The sequence below is a fragment of the Geodermatophilus maliterrae genome, assembly GCF_041018925.1.
In the GTDB taxonomy this organism is placed as follows: Bacteria; Actinomycetota; Actinomycetes; order Mycobacteriales; family Geodermatophilaceae; genus Geodermatophilus; species Geodermatophilus maliterrae.
In genome coordinates this window covers 1-19,363 of sequence record NZ_JBFNXQ010000094.1, presented here as the reverse complement: position 1 = coordinate 19,363, position 19,363 = coordinate 1, and the positions used below count along the sequence as shown (strand labels likewise).

At 74.7% G+C, this 19,363-nt stretch carries 16 protein-coding genes, 1 tRNA gene and 1 pseudogene; 4 read left to right on the top strand and 14 right to left on the bottom strand.

The annotated features are described in order from the left end of the window. Positions 1–803: hypothetical protein (locus ABQ292_RS21400; protein WP_369209734.1), on the bottom strand; the 803-nt coding region annotated here is incomplete at its 3' end. 546 nt (positions 804–1,349) lie between these two features. Between ABQ292_RS21400 and ABQ292_RS21395 the strand changes: the two genes are divergently transcribed. Beyond that, positions 1,350–3,842 (top strand): Hsp70 family protein, encoded by a 2,493-nt coding sequence (locus tag ABQ292_RS21395; RefSeq protein WP_369209733.1) that lies wholly within the window; start codon positions 1,350–1,352, stop codon positions 3,840–3,842. A gap of 18 nt (positions 3,843–3,860) precedes the next feature. Here ABQ292_RS21395 and ABQ292_RS21390 read toward each other — a convergent pair whose 3' ends face one another. The 7 genes from ABQ292_RS21390 to ABQ292_RS21360 all read right to left on the bottom strand — a co-directional run bounded on the left by ABQ292_RS21390 (position 3,861) and on the right by ABQ292_RS21360 (position 10,341). Next, positions 3,861–4,067, bottom strand: coding sequence for a hypothetical protein (locus ABQ292_RS21390; RefSeq protein ID WP_369209732.1), 207 nt, complete (start codon positions 4,065–4,067; stop codon positions 3,861–3,863). A 466-nt stretch (positions 4,068–4,533) separates the two neighbouring features. Further along, the gene (locus ABQ292_RS21385; protein ID WP_369209731.1) at positions 4,534–7,701 is read right to left on the bottom strand and encodes a glutaminyl-peptide cyclotransferase; all 3,168 of its coding nucleotides are present in this window, start codon (positions 7,699–7,701) and stop codon (positions 4,534–4,536) included. Between the two features lie 158 nt (positions 7,702–7,859). Further along, positions 7,860–8,153 carry a hypothetical protein gene (locus tag ABQ292_RS21380; protein ID WP_369209730.1) on the bottom strand — a complete coding sequence of 98 codons (294 nt, stop codon included), beginning with the start codon at positions 8,151–8,153 and terminating at the stop codon, positions 7,860–7,862. 119 nt (positions 8,154–8,272) lie between these two features. Then, entirely contained in the window at positions 8,273–8,566 is a 294-nt protein-coding gene (locus tag ABQ292_RS21375) for a hypothetical protein (RefSeq protein WP_369209729.1), read from the bottom strand. A gap of 119 nt (positions 8,567–8,685) precedes the next feature. Beyond that, a complete protein-coding gene (locus tag ABQ292_RS21370; RefSeq protein ID WP_369209728.1) occupies positions 8,686–8,979 on the bottom strand; it encodes a hypothetical protein in 294 nt (97 codons plus the stop codon). Positions 8,980–9,098: 119 nt separating this feature from the next. Beyond that, positions 9,099–9,395 carry a hypothetical protein gene (locus ABQ292_RS21365; RefSeq protein WP_369209727.1) on the bottom strand — a complete coding sequence of 99 codons (297 nt, stop codon included), beginning with the start codon at positions 9,393–9,395 and terminating at the stop codon, positions 9,099–9,101. Between the two features lie 787 nt (positions 9,396–10,182). Beyond that, positions 10,183–10,341 carry a hypothetical protein gene (locus ABQ292_RS21360; RefSeq protein WP_369209726.1) on the bottom strand — a complete coding sequence of 53 codons (159 nt, stop codon included), beginning with the start codon at positions 10,339–10,341 and terminating at the stop codon, positions 10,183–10,185. Between the two features lie 126 nt (positions 10,342–10,467). Here ABQ292_RS21360 and ABQ292_RS21355 point away from each other — a divergent pair, with 126 nt between their 5' ends. After that, complete coding sequence (locus tag ABQ292_RS21355; protein WP_369209725.1) at positions 10,468–12,852, top strand: helix-turn-helix transcriptional regulator; 2,385 nt, start codon at positions 10,468–10,470, stop codon at positions 12,850–12,852. A gap of 61 nt (positions 12,853–12,913) precedes the next feature. Here ABQ292_RS21355 and ABQ292_RS21350 read toward each other — a convergent pair. The 4 genes from ABQ292_RS21350 to ABQ292_RS21335 all read right to left on the bottom strand — a co-directional run bounded on the left by ABQ292_RS21350 (position 12,914) and on the right by ABQ292_RS21335 (position 14,289). Further along, positions 12,914–12,985, bottom strand: a tRNA-Val gene (locus tag ABQ292_RS21350). Positions 12,986–13,071: 86 nt separating this feature from the next. Then, a complete protein-coding gene (locus ABQ292_RS21345; RefSeq protein ID WP_369209724.1) occupies positions 13,072–13,533 on the bottom strand; it encodes a peroxiredoxin in 462 nt (153 codons plus the stop codon). 193 nt (positions 13,534–13,726) lie between these two features. Beyond that, positions 13,727–14,152: a DUF3052 domain-containing protein gene (locus tag ABQ292_RS21340; protein WP_204690813.1), complete on the bottom strand. Its 426-nt coding sequence runs from the start codon at positions 14,150–14,152 to the stop codon at positions 13,727–13,729. Beyond that, on the bottom strand, positions 14,149–14,289 hold the full coding sequence (locus ABQ292_RS21335; RefSeq protein ID WP_369209723.1) for a hypothetical protein: 141 nt from the start codon (positions 14,287–14,289) through the stop codon (positions 14,149–14,151). The genes ABQ292_RS21340 and ABQ292_RS21335 overlap by 4 nt, the downstream gene beginning before the upstream one ends. Positions 14,290–14,463: 174 nt before the next feature. Between ABQ292_RS21335 and aceE the strand changes: the two genes are divergently transcribed. Further along, entirely contained in the window at positions 14,464–17,262 is a 2,799-nt protein-coding gene (aceE, locus tag ABQ292_RS21330; protein ID WP_369209722.1) for a pyruvate dehydrogenase (acetyl-transferring), homodimeric type, read from the top strand. A gap of 63 nt (positions 17,263–17,325) precedes the next feature. Here the strand turns inward: aceE and ABQ292_RS21325 are convergent, their stop codons facing one another. Beyond that, positions 17,326–17,838 (bottom strand): pirin family protein, encoded by a 513-nt coding sequence (locus ABQ292_RS21325; protein ID WP_369209721.1) that lies wholly within the window; start codon positions 17,836–17,838, stop codon positions 17,326–17,328. Then, on the bottom strand, positions 17,835–18,566 hold the full coding sequence (locus ABQ292_RS21320; RefSeq protein WP_369209720.1) for a phosphatase PAP2 family protein: 732 nt from the start codon (positions 18,564–18,566) through the stop codon (positions 17,835–17,837). The genes ABQ292_RS21325 and ABQ292_RS21320 overlap by 4 nt, the downstream gene beginning before the upstream one ends. Positions 18,567–18,610: 44 nt before the next feature. On the opposite strand from ABQ292_RS21320, the pseudogene ABQ292_RS21315 reads away from it, so the two are divergent. Further along, positions 18,611–19,363 (top strand): annotated as a pseudogene (locus tag ABQ292_RS21315) (PucR family transcriptional regulator); the annotation flags it as partial.

Genomic DNA, 19,363 nt, shown 5'->3' with positions numbered 1-19,363 from the left:
GAGTCACCGCGCTCCCCGCACCGTGCTGAGGTCACGGTGCGGGGAGCGCGACGCTCCACCCCGCCCGACGACCCGGCGACCGCGCGCCGTCCTCGCCGGCCGACTCGCGCAGCTGCCGTCCCCGCCCTCGCAGCACGAGGCGCTGCCGCGCCGTGAGCCTCCGAGCCGTCCCCGTGCACGTGACCGCCGCCGTCACCGTGACCGTGCCCCTGCCAGCCCCACCCGGTGGTGTCACCGGTGGTGACCGGGACGGCCTCGGTACCCGCGGCCACCGGTACCGCCTCCGTGCCCGCGGCCACCGGCGCCGCCTCGGCACCGGGAGCGACCGGCGCCGTCTCCGCAGCGGGAGCGACCGGCACCGCCTCCGCAGCGGGAGCCACCGGCACCGCCTCCGCAGTAGCAGCCACCGGCACCGCCTCCACGCCTACCGGCACCGCCTCGGCAGTAGCAGCCAACGGCACCGCCTCCGCAGTAGCAGCCACCGGCACCGCCTCCACGCCCACCGGCACCGCCTCCCCACCCGAGAGGGCGTCCACCACAGCCGGTTCGACGTCGACTCCCGCGCCACCAGCACCGCCGACCCCACCGCCGCCGCCGAGCGCGTCGGCCGTCACAGCGCCGGTTCCGGTGTTGACGATCACGAGTGTGTCGACGGTGGAGTTCTCGAGGACCACCACGGTGCCCGAGATGGCCGTGGCCACCGCCGCCCCGCCTGCCCCACCGTCCCCGCCGGGTCCTCCGCTGCCGAAGGACTGCATGGTGGTGCGCGCGGGCAACAGTTCCACGTACTGGTCCTCGAACACTCTTCCTCCTGATGGCCGGTCTCGACGATTGCCGCGGGCGCGCAGAACGCTCCGAGGAGGAGCGCAGGAATCACGTCCGGGCGCTCCCCGGCCATTCCCCGTCCCCCGCTCCTGCTGTGCTGGACCGACATTCTCAGGCGGTACCCCGCTCGGCAAGTCACGCTTGAGTGAAGACATGGGCAGTGTGCCGTGTGCGGGCCACTCCCGATTTCGGGCGGCGCATTACGGTACCCATTCGACCTGTCGGCGCCGAGGTCTCGAGTTGACCCTCCGGGGTCGGACCTGCACCTCTCGTGTCGACGTGGGCCCCGGCCGACCTGCCGCGATGCGATGTCGGGTCCGCCCGAGAAATGAGCTGGACGATTCTCCACGCAGCCTCGGGGGAGGGCGCGTTCTCATACCTGGGTATGGGTCGACGTCAATACACGACGTCGTTGTCGGCACGTCCTCGTGGCCGGTAGCGGTCGTCGGCGCCGAGGGACCGGGGTCTCTCGCTAGGGTCTGGACGCTTTCCGGGGGCGCGGGGCCCCTGCAGGAGGGAGTCCGGTGAGTCACAGCCTCGGGATCGACCTCGGGACGTCGTTCGCCGCCGCCGCCGTCGCGCGGGACCGCCGCGCCGAGATGGTCCCCCTCGGGGACACGTCGGCGGTGGCGCACGCCGCGGTGCACGTCGGTGAGGGCGGCTCGGTCACCAGTGGCGATGCCGCTGCCCGCCGGGCCGTCAGCGACCCGGACCGGGTGGCCCGGGACCTCAAACGCCGTCTCGGGGACCCCACACCGGTGGTTCTCGGCGGCGTGCCGTTCCCCGTGACCGCGCTCCTGGGCACACTGCTGCGGACCGTGCTCGTGCGAGCCGTGGAGGTCTCTGCGGGTGAGCCCGACACCGTCGTGCTCACCCACCCGGCCGACTGGGGGCCGGTGCAGTGCCGGGCCCTCGCCGACGTCGCCGGGTCCGCCGGCCTGACCCGGTACTCGACGGTCACCGAGCCGGAGGCCGCTGCGGCTTACCACGGAGCCACCCGGCACGTCGAGACCGGCGAGGTGGTCGCCGTCTACGACCTCGGCGGCGGCACCTTCGACGCGACCGTCCTGCGCCGCACTCCGGACGGGACGGAGGTCATGGGGGCACCGGACGGCGTCGAGTGCCTCGGCGGCGCCGACTTCGACGACGCCGTCCTCGCCCACGTGGACGCCGCCGCGGGCGGGTTCCTGCACCTGCTCGACCTGAGCGACGCCCGGACCGTCGTGGCCCTGGCCCGGTTGCGCCAGGACTGCACCGCCGCGAAGGAGGCGCTCTCCTTCGACACGGAGACGACCATCCCGGTGTTCCTCCCCGGCCGGCACCTGGAGGTCCGGCTCTCCCGTCAGGAGTTCCAGGACCTGATCCGCGTGCCGGTGGAGTCCACGCTCCGTGCCCTGCGCCGGGCGCTGCAGTCGGCAGGCGTGGCGCCGGGCGAGCTCTCCTCGGTGCTGCTGGTCGGTGGTTCCTCGCAGATCCCGCTGATCGCCGAGATGGTGTCCCGGGAGTTCGGCTGCCCCGCGGTCCTGGACGCCCACCCGAAGCACGCCGTGGCCCTCGGGGCCGCCATCCTCGGCCGGTCCCGAGCCGAGACGGGCGCGACCCGGCTCACCGGGATGCCCGGTCCGCGCCCGCAGGAGGCCCTCGCGGCCACCGCCGCCGCCACGGCCGCCTCGACCGAGCAGCAGGGCCGGCCGGTGCCAGCCGCCTCGCGGGCGGGGTCGCCGCCGGTCGAGACCGCGCCCGTGGGGTCGGCGTCCGGGACCCCGTCGTCCGAGCCGGGCACCCCGCCCTCGTCAGCTGCGTCTCCCCCGGCGGCGGGCGCCACCGGGTCCGGCACCGCCGGAGCGGTCGCCCCCGCCGGTGCGGGTCCCACCCCGCCGGACCCGAGGGAGGGTGCCGGACCGGCGGGGGACGAGCCGAAGGGCCCGCCTGCCCTGCTGGCGGTCGTGGTCCTCCTGCTGGTCGTCCTGATCGGGGTGACGGTGCTGGTCGCGGGCCTCGACCCGCCGAGCGGCCAGGACGACGGGAGCGTGCCCACAGCGGCGGCGTCGAGCGTGGACGGGGACACGGCCCCGGAACCCCCTGCGTTCGCGCCGGTGGCGGCGAGCGCGCCGATCCCGTCGACGGCGGGCACCGTCCCGGTCGGTGAGACGCCGGGCTACGTCGTCGCCTCGCCCGACGGGCGCCGGCTCTACGTCGCCCAGCGCGCGGCCGGGACCATCGCCGTGGTCGACACCGCGGTCGACCAGGTGGTCACGACCATCGACGTCCCGTCCGGCCCGCCGCAGTACCTGACCCTCTCACCGGACGGCACGCGGGCCTACGTCAGCGTCTGGGACGACGACCGGACCGTCGCGGCGATCAGCGTGCTCGACACGACGACCGGTGAGTTCGGGGCCACCATCCCGATGCTCAGCCGTCCGTACGTGTCCGCGGTGAGCCCGGACGGGACCAGGCTCTACGTCCCCAACCACGACTCCGACGTCCTCTCGGTCGTGGACACGCGGACGGCGACGTCGGTCGCCGAGATCGAGGTGCCGCCCAACCCGCACTGGGTGGAGCTGACCCCCGACGGCACACGCGCCTACGTCGCCGACCACGACTCGAACGTCGTCGCGGTCGTGGACACGGCCACCGACACCGTCGTCGACGAGGTACCGGTCGGGACGAGCCCGCACAGCGTGGCGGTGCACCGGTCCCGGCCGCTGGTCGCCAACGTCAACTTCGACGCGGCCTCGGTCTCGGTGATCGACACCGACAGCGACGAGGTCGTCGCCACCGTCCCGGTCGGCGAGGGGCCGCAGGACGTCACCTGGTCGGCCGACGGCCGGTTCGCCTACGTGACCAACGTCCGCGACAGCACGCTGTCGGTCGTCAGCGCCGAGGACTTCACGGTCACCGCGACCATCCCGACCGGGACGTCGCCGACCTCGGTCACCGTGCTGCCCGACGGCCGCAAGGGATACGTCAGCGACCTCGACAGCGGCACGCTGACCGTCCTCGACCTCACCGGGTGACCCGCGGCCCCGTCCCGTTCACCGGAGCGAGGCGGTGAAGTCCACGCTGTCGGCGCCGACGGCCGTGCACTCGAGGTCCAGCGGACCCGACGAGACGGTCTGTCCGGGTGCGCAGGAGACGTCCTGCTCCCCCACCCGGAGGCCGGCTCTGCCGTCCTGCACCCCGCCGAAGGAGATCGTCGTACCGAAGACGGTCGCCGTCGAACCGCTCCCTGCCAGGGTCACGGAGCACGAGTTCCCGGAGCAGGACACGCGGCTCACCGAGGACGAGCCGGCGGAGGACGTCGCGGTGGCCGCGGTCGACGCACTCCCTCCGGGAGAACCGGGCGCGCCGGGCGAACCCGGAGAGCCGGCAGAACCGGACGCGCCGGGCGAACCCGGAGAGCCGGCAGAACCGGACGCGCCGGCGGACCCCGGAGCGCCAGGGGAACCGGACGCACCGGCGCCGGCGGACCCGCCGGCGCCACCGGAGCCACCGGCGGAACCGGCCGCACCGGAGGAGGCGCTCGAGCTGTCGGAGTCGCTGGAACCCGAGCAGGCGGTCAGCAGGACGAGCAGGAGCACCCCTGCGAGCACCCCGGAGCAGTAGCGCAGGGCAGCACCTCCCCACTGCCGGCGGCGACGGGGCAGGGATCCAGGGTCGGAGTTCACGGGCTCCACCTCCTGTGCGTCGGACGCGACGGGCCCACGGTCACATCGGGGTGAACCGGACCCGGAAGGAGACCGGCCACAGCTTGCCGGTGAGCAGGTACTGGTCGTCCCCCAGCGCCGCGATCCCGTTGAGCACGGCGTTCGGGTCGGCGCGTCGCTGCGGGTCGAGCAAGCCGGCCGCGTTGACCACCGCGGTCACCGCTCCGGTGTCCGGGTCGATGCGGACCAGCTCGTCGGTCTGCCACACGTTGGCCCACACCTCACCGCCGACGCACTCGAGCTCGTTGAGCCTGGTCACCGGCGTCCCCCGCAGGGTCACGGCGACGCTGCCGGTCCCGGCGAAGGTGCCCGGGTCGTGGAAGTACAGGCGGTCGCTGCCGTCGCTGCGCACCAGCCGCGCGCCGTCGGAGCACAGTCCCCAGCCCTCACCGGCCAGCGGCAGCTGCCGGCGCAGCGTGAGGGTGGCGCGGTCCCACTCGAGCACCACGCCGTCGCGCCAGGTGAGCTGCCAGACGCTGTCCCCCGCCACCGTGATGCCCTCGCCGAACATCTGCCCGGGCAGCGGAACGGCCCGCCGCACCTCGCCCGTCGCCGGGTCGAGCTCGCGCAGCTCGGACCGGCCCTCGAGTCCCGTGCCCTCGTAGAGCACGTCGCCGTCCAATTGCAGGCCCTGCGTGAAGGCCGACGGGTCGTGCGGCACCTCGGCCAGCACCTCCGCCCGCAGCACCGGCACCTCCGGTGTGGACGCCGACGCCGCCGTCGACCGGCTGGTCAGGTACTGCTCCGCGGCCTGAGGGGACGCCGCGGGCACGAAGAGCGTGCCGACGAGCACGAGCAGGAGGGCGGGCGCCACGAGACCCGTCCGCACCAGCGGGTGCGGCCGCTCCGCCGCGCGCTGACGTACCAGCGCGTGGACGGCCAGAGCGGCGAGCACGGCCGCGGCGCACAGGGCCAGCGGGAGGACCGCCACGGCCCCCGGTGCGGGCAGGAGCGCCACCACCACCAGGGACCCCAGCACCACCGCCGCCCACCGCAGCTCGCGCATGGTCGCCACCGCGGCGACGACGAGCAGCGTGGTGACCGCGAGGACCTGCTGCTCCGGGACGGAGAGCACGGTCCCCGCACGCGTGCGCAGCAGCACCGGGGCGACCAGTGCGGTCAGCACCGTGACCCCGAACGCCGCGACGGCCAGCGGCGTCCACCAGCGCACGGGCCCCGGGCCGGCTCCCCGGCGGACCACCACCAGGACGGCGGCGACGGACAGGGGGATGCCCAGCAACGGCGCCGTCGCGATCCCCACCGCCACCGCCACGGCGCCCACCCCGGCCAGGAGCCGGTGCAGGAGCTGCACCTGCCGGTCGCCGTCGTCCCCCCGGTCGCGAGCGGCCAGCGCCAGGGCGGTGCTGCCCGCGGCCACCCAGGCGGCCCCCACCACGGCCGGCCCCAGGGTGGCCAGGGCGGACACGGCCGGGCCCATGGCGGCCACCGCCGCCAGGGGGACGGCGACGGCCATCGGCCGCCAGTGGTGGATGACGGAGACCAGGAGCAGGCAGGTGACCAGCACGAGGACGGCCAGCACGGCCAGTTCACGCCCGCCGCTGAGGACGTCGGCGTGCCGGTCGAAGGCGCCGGTCAGTCCGGCGTAGGCGGCCAGCTGGTCCCGCACGACCGTCTCGCCCGGGCCCACCGCCGGAGCGGCCGCGCGCCCGACGTCGAGCACCCCTGCCGCGCTGGCGCCGATCCGGGCCTCGGCCGGGGACAGCGGCGCCGACAGGGCGACCGCGGTCACCCGCAGGACCAGCGCGGCCCCGAGCAGGCCGAGCCCCACGGGCACGGCCCAGCGGCCGGCCGCCGCCCAGCGGCCCGGGGCGGCCCACGTCCACCCCCACGACACCACGACGCGGCGCAGGAGCTGCCAGAACATGCCGAGGATCAGGACCATGCCCACCCAGGGCACGAGGAACAGGACCAGTTGCAGCACGCTCAGGACGACCCTGGTGAGGTCCCCCTGACCCAGGGCGGTCTGCATCCCCTCGCCGTACTGGAGCGCGGCCTGCCACACCACCGGCAGCACCCGGGGCAGGACGAGGAGGAGCACGACCAGGTAGTACGTGAGCACCGGGACGGCGACCGCCACCCACAGGGCGATCAGCCGGCGCGCCCGGGGCCGCAGCGCCCGCAACCGCGGGTCCGCCGGGCGGCCGGGCACCAGGCTCTTGAGCACCGGCCCGACGTAGCCGAAGAGGTCCGGCACCCCGATCAGGTCAGCGAGCATGTAGTAGCCGTCGAACCGGAGCAGGGGCAGGAACTGGCGGGTCGTCTCCAGGTGCATGGCGAAGACCGCCAGCAGCAACCAGGCCTGCCCGGTGCCGAGGTAGGCCAGGCCCACCGCGGTCATGACGATGGCGTTGAAGTAGACGCCGCCCAGGTCGGTGCGCAGGCGCCCGGTCCGGCTGAGGCGGTAGGAGTCGGTGACCGTGCTGTAGAAGGCCGGCCAGACCAGGTAGACACCCACCCCCATGGTCCCCGGGCGCGCGCCGCCGAACTGGCAGGCAGCGGTGTGGCCGCACTCGTGGAACCCCCCGGAGAGGAGGACGAGGGCGAGCAGCAGGAGGGTGAGGCCGGGGCGGTGGACGAACTGCGTCACGCTCGCCGCGAGCCGGCCGACGAGGTCGCCCTGGGCGAGGATCGCGACGTCGACGGCCACGAACGCGGCCATCGCCGCGATCCACACCGGACGCAGGAAGAGGGGGCGGAACAGCACCGCGATGCGCCGGGCGACCCGTTCCGGGACGAGGTCCACCCGGTACCGCAGCCCCAGCAGCGGGTCGGCACGCACCGGAGCGGGAGCCGCGCCCGCGTCGCCCGCCTCGGTGGCGTCCCGCGCGATGAGCCCGACCGGACGGAGGCGCTCGTCGACGAGGTACAGCACCTGTTCGGCGGTGAGCTCCCGGCCCAGCCGGGCGCTCAGGTCGGCGGCGACCTCCCCGGCGCTGGAGCCGTCCAGGGACTCCGCCACCCGGTACAGGAGCTCCGGCAGCTGCATGACCTGGCCGTCGGCGCGGCTCACGAGGTACTTCGGCTCCTCGTACCCGGAGTCGGCGTACGCACCGAGCAGCTCGGTGCCCTCGGCGAGGCGACGGACGTGGTCGTCGAGCGCTGCCGCCGGCTCCCCGGCCAGGCTGCTCGGTTGCACTGTCTGCGTCACCTGGTGCTCTCGTCCTCTCTCGGGCCGTGCGTCCGCGCGGTCGACGGCCGGTGTCGGACGGAAGGGGGGCGACCGAAGACCGGTCGCCCCCCTCCGCGTCAGCGCGGTCCCATCATCCCGTCAGGCCGTGGCCCGGGACCGCCGTGCGACAGTGCAGGTCAGCCGCTGATGCCAGCGCCACCGGCGCCGCCCTGGCCACCGGCGCCGCCGGTGGCCTCAGCAGCACCGGAGGTCGCGTCACCCGTGCTGACCTCGTTGAAGGCGGCGGCGTCCCCGAACACCGAGACGGCGGTCGCGGTCTGCGTGGCCACCGCCACGTTGGCCGCGAGCGAGAGCGCCAGGGCGGGGCCGCCGGCACCGCCCGTGCCGCCCGCGCCGCCCACGCCGCCGACGTTGACGGTCTGCATGGTGGTGCGCGCCGGCAGCAGCTCGACGTACTGGTCCTCGAACATGGTTCCTCCTGGTTGGTCCGTGTGGGTGGTGCTCATGGTCGTGCCGGGACGGCCGCGGGGCACCAGGACGACGTCACGGACGTCACCTGCCCGGTGCTCCCCCGGCCGGTCACGTCAGGTCAGCCGCCGATGCCGGCGCCGCCGGCACCGCCGGCACCGCCGGCGCCACCGGTGGCGGTGGCGTCACCGGCGGTGGCGTCGCCGGTGGCGGCGATGTTCGCGGCGGTGGCGTCACCGAACACCGAGCCGGCGCTCGCCGACTGCTGGGCGAACACGACGTTCGCCGCGGCCGAGAGCGCAGCACCGAAGCCGCCGGCGCCGCCGGCGCCGCCGTTCCCGCCCGTACCGGTGACGTTGATGGTCTGCATGGTGGTGCGCGCCGGCAGCAGCTCGACGTACTGGTCCTCGAACATGGTTCCTCCTGGTTGGTCCGTGTGGGTGGTGCTCATGGTCGTGCCGGGACGGCCGCGGGGCACCAGGACGACGTCACGGACGTCACCTGCCCGGTGCTCCCCCGGCCGATCACGTCAGGTCAGCCGCCGATGCCGGCGCCGCCGGCACCGCCGGCGCCACCGGCACCACCGGTGGCGGTGGCGTCACCGGCGGTGGCGTCGCCGGTGACGGCGACGTTGGCGGCGGTGGCGTCGCCGAACACCGAGAAGGCCTCCGCCGTCTGGTTGGCCTCCACGAGGTTGAGGGCAGCCGACGCTGCGGCGGCGAAGCCGCCGGCGCCGCCGGCGCCGCCGGCGCCGCCCTCACCGGTGACCGTGACGGTCTGCATGGTGGTGCGCGCCGGCAGAAGCTCGACGTACTGGTCCTCGAACATGGGTCCTCCTGGGTGGTTCGTGGGATGGGTGTTCACGGTCGTGCCAGGCCGGCCGGGAGACACCAGGACGACGTCGCGGACGTCACCTGCCCGGTGCTCCCCCGGCCGATCACGTCAGGTCAGCCGCCGACGCCGGCGCCGCCGGCACCGCCGGCACCGCCGGCGCCACCCTCGGCGGTGGCGTTCCCGGCGGTGGCGTCGCCGGTAGCGGCGATGTTCGCAGCGGTGGCGTCACCGAACACCGAGGCGGCCTCCGCCGTCTGGTCGGCGAGCACGACGTTCGCCGCGGCCGAGAGTGCGGCAGCGAAGCCGCCGGCGCCGCCGGCGCCGCCGGCGCCGCCCTCACCGAAGATGTCGATCGCGACCTGCATGGTGGTGCGCGCCGGCAGCAGCTCGACGTACTGGTCCTCGAACATGGGTCCTCCTGGTCGTCCGCAATGACGGTCGTCAGACAACGGCCAGAAACCGTGGCGAACGGCACACGAAATGGCCCGCCCGACGTTCCCCCAGCCCCGACCGGTCACCGATCACCCGTGGCGTCGGCTCACCACCTGGCTCGGCGGGCCCGACCATTTCACCCGTCGCCTGCGGGGCGCAACCCGGGAATGACAGATAGTCAGATTCGATCACCGACATCGAGGCGGCAAACTACTCATGCCGAAATGAAGGACTACTGACATGGCCACGCGGACTACGTAGACCAGGCCGGTCACCACTGATGTCGGGGAGCCGGTGTCCCGTTCACTACATCCAGCTGATCCGGCGACTGACCACACGAGGTCAACGCCCGGACAGGGGGACTGTCGCTGTCATCAGCAAATATGGCTGACTGTGAAGTTACCACTACGTACTCACACGCGCCACGCACCAGAGGCTGGAACAAGAAACAAACGCATGGGATACGGACGGCGAGCCGCGCTGCGCCCGCCGGTGCGACCCGCACGCGACTCGCCGCCCTGCCGGGCGCGTCCCCGACGGCGACGCACGGCAGCCCCGACGCGATGACCTGCGGGTTCCCCTCCACACTCGGCGACCAGCCGCCCTCCGAGGGCAGCGGGGTAGTGCGTCCTGTGGTGCCGAAGGGCCGCGCGGGCGTGGTCATCTCGCTGCAACGGACCCACACGACGGATCGCGCGGCCCATAAGGTACGGCCCCGTGGGGGAGACGACGCAGTTCCACAGGAGCGGTCCGCCGAAGGAACACCTAGGCTCCGGGAACGTCGATCTCCTCGACCACCCGCACGAGCGGACGGCGCGGCCCGAGGCGGGGTGGGCCTTCGTCGAACGGGGTGGCGAACTGCGCGCGCTCCTCGAGGGTGTCGATGGCGCCGAGCCGGCCGCTGTGGTGATCTCGGGTCGACACGGGGTCGGGCGGACTCGGCTCGCCCAGGAGGCGATCGAGGTCCTCCGTGGTCGGCGACGCGGCACGGAGTGGGTCACCTGCACACGGAGCACGGAGACCATCCCGCTCGCGGCGCTGACGCACCTGGTGCCGGTCGGTGGCGCGTCGTCGGACCCGACGGCGGCCTGGCAGGCCCTGGCCGCCGCGCTCGACGCCCGCAGGGAGCAGCACGGGCGCGTGGTCGTGGGGATCGACGACGCCCACCTGCTCGACGACCTGTCGGCCACGCTGGTGCACAAGCTGGTCCTCACGCGCAAGGCCAGCGTGGTCCTCACCATCCGCGGTGGTGCCCGCCCACCCGACGTCGTGGCCGCCCTCTGGAAGGACGGGCTGGCCACGCGGGTGGAGCTCCCCCCGTGGTCCCGCGGCCAGGTCGACCGGCTGCTCACCGCGGTGGTGCACGGGCCGGTGGACAGTCGCACCACGGAGTTCCTCTGGCGCACCAGCCACGGGAGCGTGGCCCACCTGCGTGAGCTGGTGGCGGCGGGCTCCGGGACCGGTCGCCTCCGCGAGGTGGGCGGCGTGTGGCGCTGGGACGGCGACGTCGAGCCGACGCAGCGGCTCCTCGACCTGCTGCAGGCGGAGACCGGCGAGCTCGGTCCCGACGAGCGGGCAGCGGCGGAGCTGCTGGCCGTCGGCGGACCGCTGGACCTGACCGACCTGGTGGAGCTCACCTCGTCCGAGGTGGTCGCCTCCCTCGAACGCCGCGGGACGGTCACCGTGGAGCGGACGCCACACGGGCGGACCGCGCGGTTGACCGAACCCCTGCAGGCGATCGGTCTGCGCGCCCAGCTGCCGCACGCGACCGCACGGCACTTCCGGCTGCGCCTGACCGCGACCGCCTCGGCGCGGCGGTGGATCGAGGAGGACCCCGTACGGGCCGCGGAGCTCCTCCTCCAGGTCGACGGCTCGACGGTCGCGCCCGACGTGCTGGTCCGCGCCGCCCGGCGCGCCGGCGCGTCGGCGGACCACCGCACCGCCGAACGGCTGGCACGGGCCGCGCTGGCGCGGGGGGCGGGCACCGCGGCCTCGGTCGCCCTGGCGGAGGCGCTCCGGTGGCAGGGACGCCCGGCCGAGGCCGAGCGCGCTGCGCGGGAGGCGGAGCCGGGCACGACCACCGAGCTGGAGCAGCTCACCGTCACGAGGACCCTCAACCGCTTCTACGGTCTCTCCTCGGTGGAGGAGGCCGACGCCGCTCCCGGCAGTGGGAACGACGTGGTGTCCGCGGTGCGCGCCCTGCTGCTGTTCTCCGCCGGACGACCGCGAGAGGCGCTCGACCTGGCCGGCGACGGCCGGAGCGAGCCCGGCTCCCGGCTGTGGGCATGTGCCGCGCGGACCGGCGCCCTGGCCGTCCTCGGCCGCAGCGAGGAGGCGCTCGCCACCGCCGAGCAGGGGTGGACGGCGCTCGACGAGTCCGCGGCGACGGTGGAGTCGTCGACCGCACGCGCCGCGCTCACCCACGGGGAGGTGCTGGCGCTGGAGCTGTCCGGACGGTTCGGGCATGCCGTGGTGCGGGCCCACGAGCTGCACCGGACCACGCTGACCCGGTCCGCCGGGGCCGGTGACGCGGTCTCCGCCCTCGCCGTCGGCTCGGCGACCCTGGCGGCGGGCCGGCCGGTCGAGGCGGTCCGGTGGCTGGCGGAGGCGGCCGCCGGGCTGGCCGACCGTGACCCGCTCGGACTGCTCCCGCTGTGTCGGGCGCAGCTGGCCCAGGCCCACGCCCTCGCGGGGGACGAGGTCCGCGCCCGACGAGTCCTGGCGGTGCCGAGCCCCTCCGCGGTCGCCGTGTTCGCGCCGGAGACCCACCTCGCCCACGCCTGGACGGCGGCCCTCGCGGACCGCCACGAGGACGCGCTCGCGGCCGCACTCGAGGCGGCCTCGTCCGCGGCGGGCACGGGACAGCCGGCGGTGGAGGCCCGTGCGCTCCACGCCGTCGTCCGTCTCGGCGGTACCCCGGAGGTGGCCGGGCGGCTGCAGGAGCTGGCCGGGGTCGTGGGAGGTCCACTGGTCCGCACCTGCGCCGCACACGCCGCCGCGCTGGCCCGCGGCCACGGGGACCTGCTCGACGAGGTCGCCACCGAGTTCGAGTCGATGGGTGCCGGCGCCCTCGCCGCCGACGCCGCCGCGCAGGCGGCCGAGGCACACGCGGCCGCCGGCCAGCGGCGCCGGGCGACCGCCTCCGCCGCGCGGGCCGGCACCCTCGCACGAGCGGCGGGTGGGGTGCACTCCCCCGCCCTGCGTCGGGTGGGCGTGCGCCCCCTCACCGCACGGGAACGGCAGGTGGCGGCACTGGCCGCCGAGGGACTGAGCAACCTCTGCATCGCGCGGGAGCTGCAGTTGTCGGTCCGCACCGTCGAGACCCACCTCGCGCACGCCTACACCAAGCTGGGCATCAGCACCCGGGCTGCGCTCACGGCCGCGCTCATGACGGCCGCACGCGGGGGTGTGCCGTACCCCCGCAGCGGTTCCTGATCGGCGGGTCCGGCACCCTCGGGGATCCGGACGCTGCTGACGGGGTCAACGGACCGAGGGGTGGGCGCGGCAGGGATCGAACCTGCGACCGCTCGCTTGTAAGGCGAGAGCTCTCCCGCTGAGCTACGCGCCCCGCGCGCCCAGAGTAAGGCCCCCCTGCCCCCCGCCACTCGCGAGCTCGCGGCGGGATCCTGCAGGGGGGCCTCACCTGGGCGGAGGTCAGGCCGCCAGCTTGCTGACGGCGTCCTTCCAGCCGGACTGCTCCCGGGCGTCGCCGGGCTGGTTGACCTCGGCGAAGCCGACCTTGCCCTCCGCGTCGACGAGGAAGGTGCCGCGCAGGGCCATGCCGGCCTTGTCGTTGAAGACGCCGTAGGCCTGCGCGGTGGCGCCGTGCGGCCAGAAGTCCGACAGCAGCGGGAAGTCGAAGCCCTCCTGGGCCTTGAACGCCTTGAGGCTGAACACCGGGTCGGTGCTGATCGCGACCACCTTCACGCCGGCGTCGGTGTAGGTGGCCAGCTCGTCGCGCAGCTGGCACAGCTCGCCGGTGCAGATGCCGGAGAAGGCGAACGGGTAGAAGACGACCAGCACCGGCGTCCCCCGCAGGTCGGCGAGGGAGACGACCTGCCGGTCCTGGTCGGGGAGGCTGAACTCGGGCGCGACGTCGCCGACGGAGAGGCTCATGTCCCCGATCGTGCCCCACCCGCACGGGGCCGGGTCAGGGTGGCCCTCCTGCAGGGCCCCGCCGCGAGCCCGGTGACGCACCGGAACGGCCACCCCGCACGGGCCCGCACCGAGCCCGGTGACGTAGGGGAACGGCCTCCCTGCAGGGTCCCGCCGCGAGCCTGCGAGCGGCGGGGGGCGAGGGGGTCCTTGCTCAGCGACGGGTGCGTGCCGTCTTCGGGGTGACCAGCCGGATGCCCGACCAGTCCTTGGCCGCCGAGATGCTGCTGGTCTGGGCCAGGCCGGCGGTGGGTGCGGCCTCGGTGACGTCGCCGGGTGCGACGTGGCCGGGCCGGCCCGACTTGGGCACCAGCAACCAGACGACGCCGTCGTCGGCCAGGGAGGCGATGGCGTCGACCAGGGCGTCGACCAGGTCGCCGTCGTCCTCGCGCCACCACAGCAGGACGACGTCGGCCACCTCGTCGGTGTCCTCGTCGACCATGTCGCTCCCGGAGACCTCGGCGATGGAGTCGCGCAGGTCCTCGTCGGCGTCCTCGTCCCAGCCGAGCTCCTGCACGACCATGCCCGGCTTGATGCCCAGCCGGGCCGCCATGCTGGCGCTGCCCGAGTCGACGCTCATCCCTGCTGTTCCTCCAGAGGCTCGATGGCCACCGACCCCGGGCCGGCGGGCGAGGCGCGCCGGCTCGTGGGCGCGTGGTGGTACCGGGGGCCGACGGCGGACACGACCGGCGGGGAGTCGTCCCGCTGCCTGGTCATGTCACCCCTCTCCTGCCCGGACGCACGGAGCCGACGGCGTCGGTCCGCGTGGGCAGGAGCGTAGGGCATGCCTGGTCAGGCGCAAGCGCTCCGCGGGAGGCGCGCGGACCCCGCGACGCGGCCGGTCGCGCCGCGCGGGTGACGCGGAGCGCCCGGACGCGCGACGATGGGGGCATGAGCGCACCGCAGCAGGGTGGGGACCCCACCCGCGACGCCGGCCAGCCCCGCGCGGTCATCACCGACGGCCTCCCGAGCCAGCTGGTCGACACCGATCCCGACGAGACCCAGGAGTGGGTGGAGTCGCTCGACAGCGTCGTCGAGCACGCAGGCCGCGGCCGGGCCCGCTACCTCATGCTCAAGCTGCTGCAGCGCAGCCGGGAGCAGCAGGTCGGCGTCCCCGCCCTCCGCAGCACCGACTACATCAACACGATCCCGCCCGAGCGCGAGCCGTGGTTCCCCGGCGACGAGGACACCGAGCGCCGCATCCGCGCCTACATCCGCTGGAACGCCGCGATCATGGTCCACCGGGCGCAGCGGCCGGGGATCGGCGTCGGCGGCCACATCTCCTCCTACGCGTCCTCCGCCTCCCTCTACGAGGTCGGCTTCAACCACTTCTTCCGCGGCAAGGACCACCCCGGCGGCGGGGACCAGATCTGGTTCCAGGGTCACGCCTCCCCCGGCATCTACGCGCGCGCCTTCCTCGAGGGCCGGTTGACCGAGCAGCAGCTCGACGGCTTCCGCCAGGAGGTCAGCCACCCCGGCGGCGGCCTGTCGTCCTACCCGCACCCGCGGCTGATGCCGGACTTCTGGGAGTTCCCCAGCGTCTCGATGGGCCTGGGCCCGATGAACGCCGTCTACCAGGCGCGGTTCAACCGCTACCTGCACGCGCGCGGGATGAAGGACACCTCCGACCAGCACGTGTGGGCCTTCCTGGGCGACGGCGAGATGGACGAGCCCGAGTCGCTGGGCGTCATCGGCCTGGCCGCCCGCGAGGAGCTGGACAACCTCACCTTCGTCATCAACTGCAACCTCCAGCGCCTGGACGGCCCGGTGCGCGGCAACGGCAAGGTGATCCAGGAGCTGGAGTCCTTCTTCCGCGGCGCGGGCTGGAACGTCGTCAAGGTGATCTGGGGCCGTGAGTGGGACCCGCTGCTGGCCGCCGACCGCGACGGCGCGCTGGTCAACCTCATGAACAACACGCCGGACGGCGACTACCAGACCTACAAGGCCGAGGACGGCGCCTTCGTCCGCGAGCACTTCTTCGGCCGCGACCCGCGCACCCGCAAGCTCGTCGAGCACATGAGCGACAAGGAGGTCTGGGACCTCTCCCGCGGCGGGCACGACTACCGCAAGGTCTACGCGGCGTTCAAGGCCGCCGTGGAGCACAAGGGCCAGCCGACGGTCATCCTCGCCAAGACCATCAAGGGCTGGACGCTGGGCAGCCACTTCGAGGGCCGCAACTCCACGCACCAGATGAAGAAGCTGACCGCCGAGGACCTCGCCGCCTTCCGCGACCGGCTCTACCTGCCCATCCCCGACGAGGCGCTCGACAAGACCCTGCCGCCGTACTACAAGCCCGACCCGGGCTCCGACGAGATGCAGTACATGCTCGACCGGCGCCGGGCGCTGGGCGGGGCGGTCCCGCGGCGGCGGGCGGAGTTCAAGATCCTCAAGGCACCCGACGACAAGGCGCTCGACGTCCTGCGTCGCGGCTCGGGCAAGCAGGAGGTGGCGACGACGATGGCGTTCGTCCGCCTGCTCAAGGAGCTGCTCAAGGACAAGGAGCTCGGCCCGCGGTTCGTGCCGATCATCCCCGACGAGGCGCGGACCTTCGGGATGGACAGCCTCTTCCCGACGCAGAAGATCTACAACCCGGCCGGCCAGCGCTACACCTCGGTCGACCGTGAGCTGATGCTGACCTACAAGGAGTCCGAGCAGGGCGTGATCCTGCACGAGGGCATCAACGAGGCCGGTTCCACGGCGTCGTTCACCGCCGTCGGGACCTCGTACTCCACGCACGGCGAGCCGATGATCCCGATCTACATCTTCTACTCGATGTTCGGGTTCCAGCGGACCGCCGACTCGATCTGGGCGGCCGCCGACCAGATGACGCGCGGCTTCCTGCTCGGCGCCACCGCCGGGCGGACGACGCTCAACGGCGAGGGCCTGCAGCACGAGGACGGGCACTCGCTGCTCATGGCCCACACCAACCCCGCGGTCGTCTCCTACGACCCGGCGTTCTCCTACGAGGTCGGGCACATCACCAGGGACGCCCTGCTGCGCATGTACGGCGAGGACCCGGGCGCGCCGCTGGGCGGCTCGCGCTCCCCCGACGTCATGTACTACCTGACGGTCTACAACGAGCCGTTCAACCAGCCGGCCGAGCCCGAGGACCTCGACCTGCAGGGCCTGCTCGCGGGCATGTACCGCTACGCACCCGGCCAGGGCGACGGTCACAAGGCGCAGGTCCTGGCCTCCGGCGTCGCGGTGCCGTGGGCCCTGCGTGCGCAGGAGCTGCTGGCGAACGACTGGGGCGTCTCGGCCGACGTGTGGTCGGTGACGTCGTGGACCGAGCTGCGCCGGCAGGCCGACGCGGTCGAGGAGCACAACCTGCTGTACCCGGAGGACGAGCCGCAGGTCCCGTACGTGACCCAGCGGCTGCAGGACGCCCCCGGCCCGGTCGTGGCGGTGTCGGACTGGATGCGCGCCGTGCCCGACCTCATCGCGCCGTACGTCCCCGGCGGGATGGCGACGCTGGGCACCGACGGGTTCGGCCTGTCCGACACCCGCCCGGCGCTGCGGCGGCATTTCCACGTCGACGCCGAGTCGGTCGTCGTCCGGGTGCTCGCCTCGCTGGCCCAGCGCGGCGAGGTCGACCGGGACCTCGTCCGTCAGGCGGTGGATAAGTACCAGGTGCGTGACGTGCAGGCGGCGCCGCCGGAGGAGCGGTCCGACCCGAGCCCGGCGACCTGAGCAAGGGCCCCTCTGCCCCCACCGCTCGACGCTCGCGGCGGGACCCTGCAGGGGGGCCGCCCGTCAGCCGGCCCAGTCGGGCCGGCTGAGGTCCACCTGCCACACGACGACCGGCCCGCTCGGCACCCCGCCGACGCGGGCCGGTTCGTCGTCGAGGCCCAGCACCACACCGTCGGGGGCGTCGACAGCCGATCCGATCCACAGCCGGGCGTCGGGCCGGCCGAGGTCGACCCAGCCGCGTGCGGCCCGGTGCACCGCGTGCGACGGCGGCGCGGCGGGGTCGGCCGCCCGGAGGTGCGTCTGGACGACGCGGGCGCCGTCGGGTCCGGCGACCTCGTCGTGCGCCAGGCCGGTGCCCGCCCGCAGCACGCCGACGTCCCCGGCGGCCATCGGGGCGCCGTCGCCCCAGACGTGCGTGAGCGAGCCGGTCAGCACCACCGCGACGACGTCGACCGCCCGGTGCTGGTGCCGGACGTAGCCGGTGCCGGGCGCCAGCCGGTCGTCGGTGACCCGCAGCAGCGGGCCCAGCGAGCCGTCGCCGGGCTCGAGCAGGGTGCGGCCGGCGAGCCCGGTCACCGCGCCGCCTCGCGAGGGGGCAGCGCCCCGGCGCCGCCCGGCAACCCGCGGGCCACCAGGGCGACCGCCAGCGACCAGGCGACGCCGAGGGAGAGCCCGCCGACGACGTCGGACAGGAAGTGCACGCCCAGCCACATCCGGGTGAGCCCGACGAGGACGGCCAGCGCGACGCCGGCGACGACGGCGACCCGCCGGCCGCGCGCGGAGAGCCGGGGCCAGGCCAGCACGAGCCCGACGGTGACCAGCGTGGCGATGCCGGCGGAGTGCCCGCTGGGGTAGCTCAGCGACTCGTAGGTCAGGCCGCCGTTCTCGAACGCCGGGCGCGCGCGGCCGACCAGTTCCTTCAGCCCGGTGGTCAGCGGGCCGATGGCGAGGACGGCCACGACGACCCAGGCCAGCGTCCGCCACACGCGGCGGCGGGCCAGCCAGACGAGGGCCGGCAGGAACACCAGCACGCGGAACCAGGTCACCCCCGGCGTGGTGAGCACCTCGAGCAGGCCGCCGACGAGCACGGAGCGGTCGTCGCCGGCGTAGAGCGCGCGGCTGGTCACCTCGTCGATGCGGACCTGTGGCGCGAAGCCGGTGAGCACGCCGGCGCCGAGCACGCCGAGGACGGCGAGGCCGGTACCGACGGCGGCCAGCGCCCGGCGGCGGGTCCGGACGGGCGGGGACGGCGGCGCGGCGGGCGGCGTGCCGGGCGGCGCGGCGGGTCGGGCGGCGGACTCCACTCCCCCACTCTCCCCGACCTCTCGGACCGTGACACGCTGGCGCCGTGGCCCACCGGGTGAGCGACCGCCCGCCGTCGGCGGCGACGCTGCGGCGGCTCGAGCGTGCCTCGGGCGCCATCGCCACCCGGGCCGTGGCCCGCATGGACGAGGACTTCCCCTGGTTCCGCACCATGCCCGCCGACCAGCGCTCCTGGGTCGTGCTCGTCGCCCAGGCCGGCATCGCCTCGCTGGTCGAGTGGTGCCGCTCCCCCGACCGGCCGCCCCGGCTGACCGGGGAGGTGTTCGGCGCCGCCCCGCGCGACCTGGTCCGGGCGGTGCCCCTCAAGCAGACCGTCGACCTGGTCAAGGTCACCGTCGAGGTGATGGACGACCACGTCGAGTCGGTCGCCGAGCCCGGCGACGCCGACGTGCTGCGAATGGCGGTGCTGCAGTTCAGCCGCGAGGTCGCCTTCGCCACCGCGCACGTCTACGCCACCTTCGCCGAGAACCGCGGCGCGTGGGACGCCCGTCTCGAGGCGCTCGTCGTCGACGCGCTGGTGCGCGGCGAGCACTCCGAGGAGCTGCCCGGCCGGGCCGCCGCGCTCGGGTGGGCGGACACGAGTCCGGTCCTCGTCCTGGTCGGTGCCGCGCCGGCCGACGGCGACACGCACGCCACCGTCCGCCGGGCCGCGCGCTCGCAGCACTGCGAGGTGCTCGTCGGGGTGCACGCCGACCAGCTCGTCGTGGTCCTCGGCGGCGCCGACGACGTGGCCGCGGCGACCGACCGGGTGGCCGAGGAGTTCGGCCCCGGCCCGGTG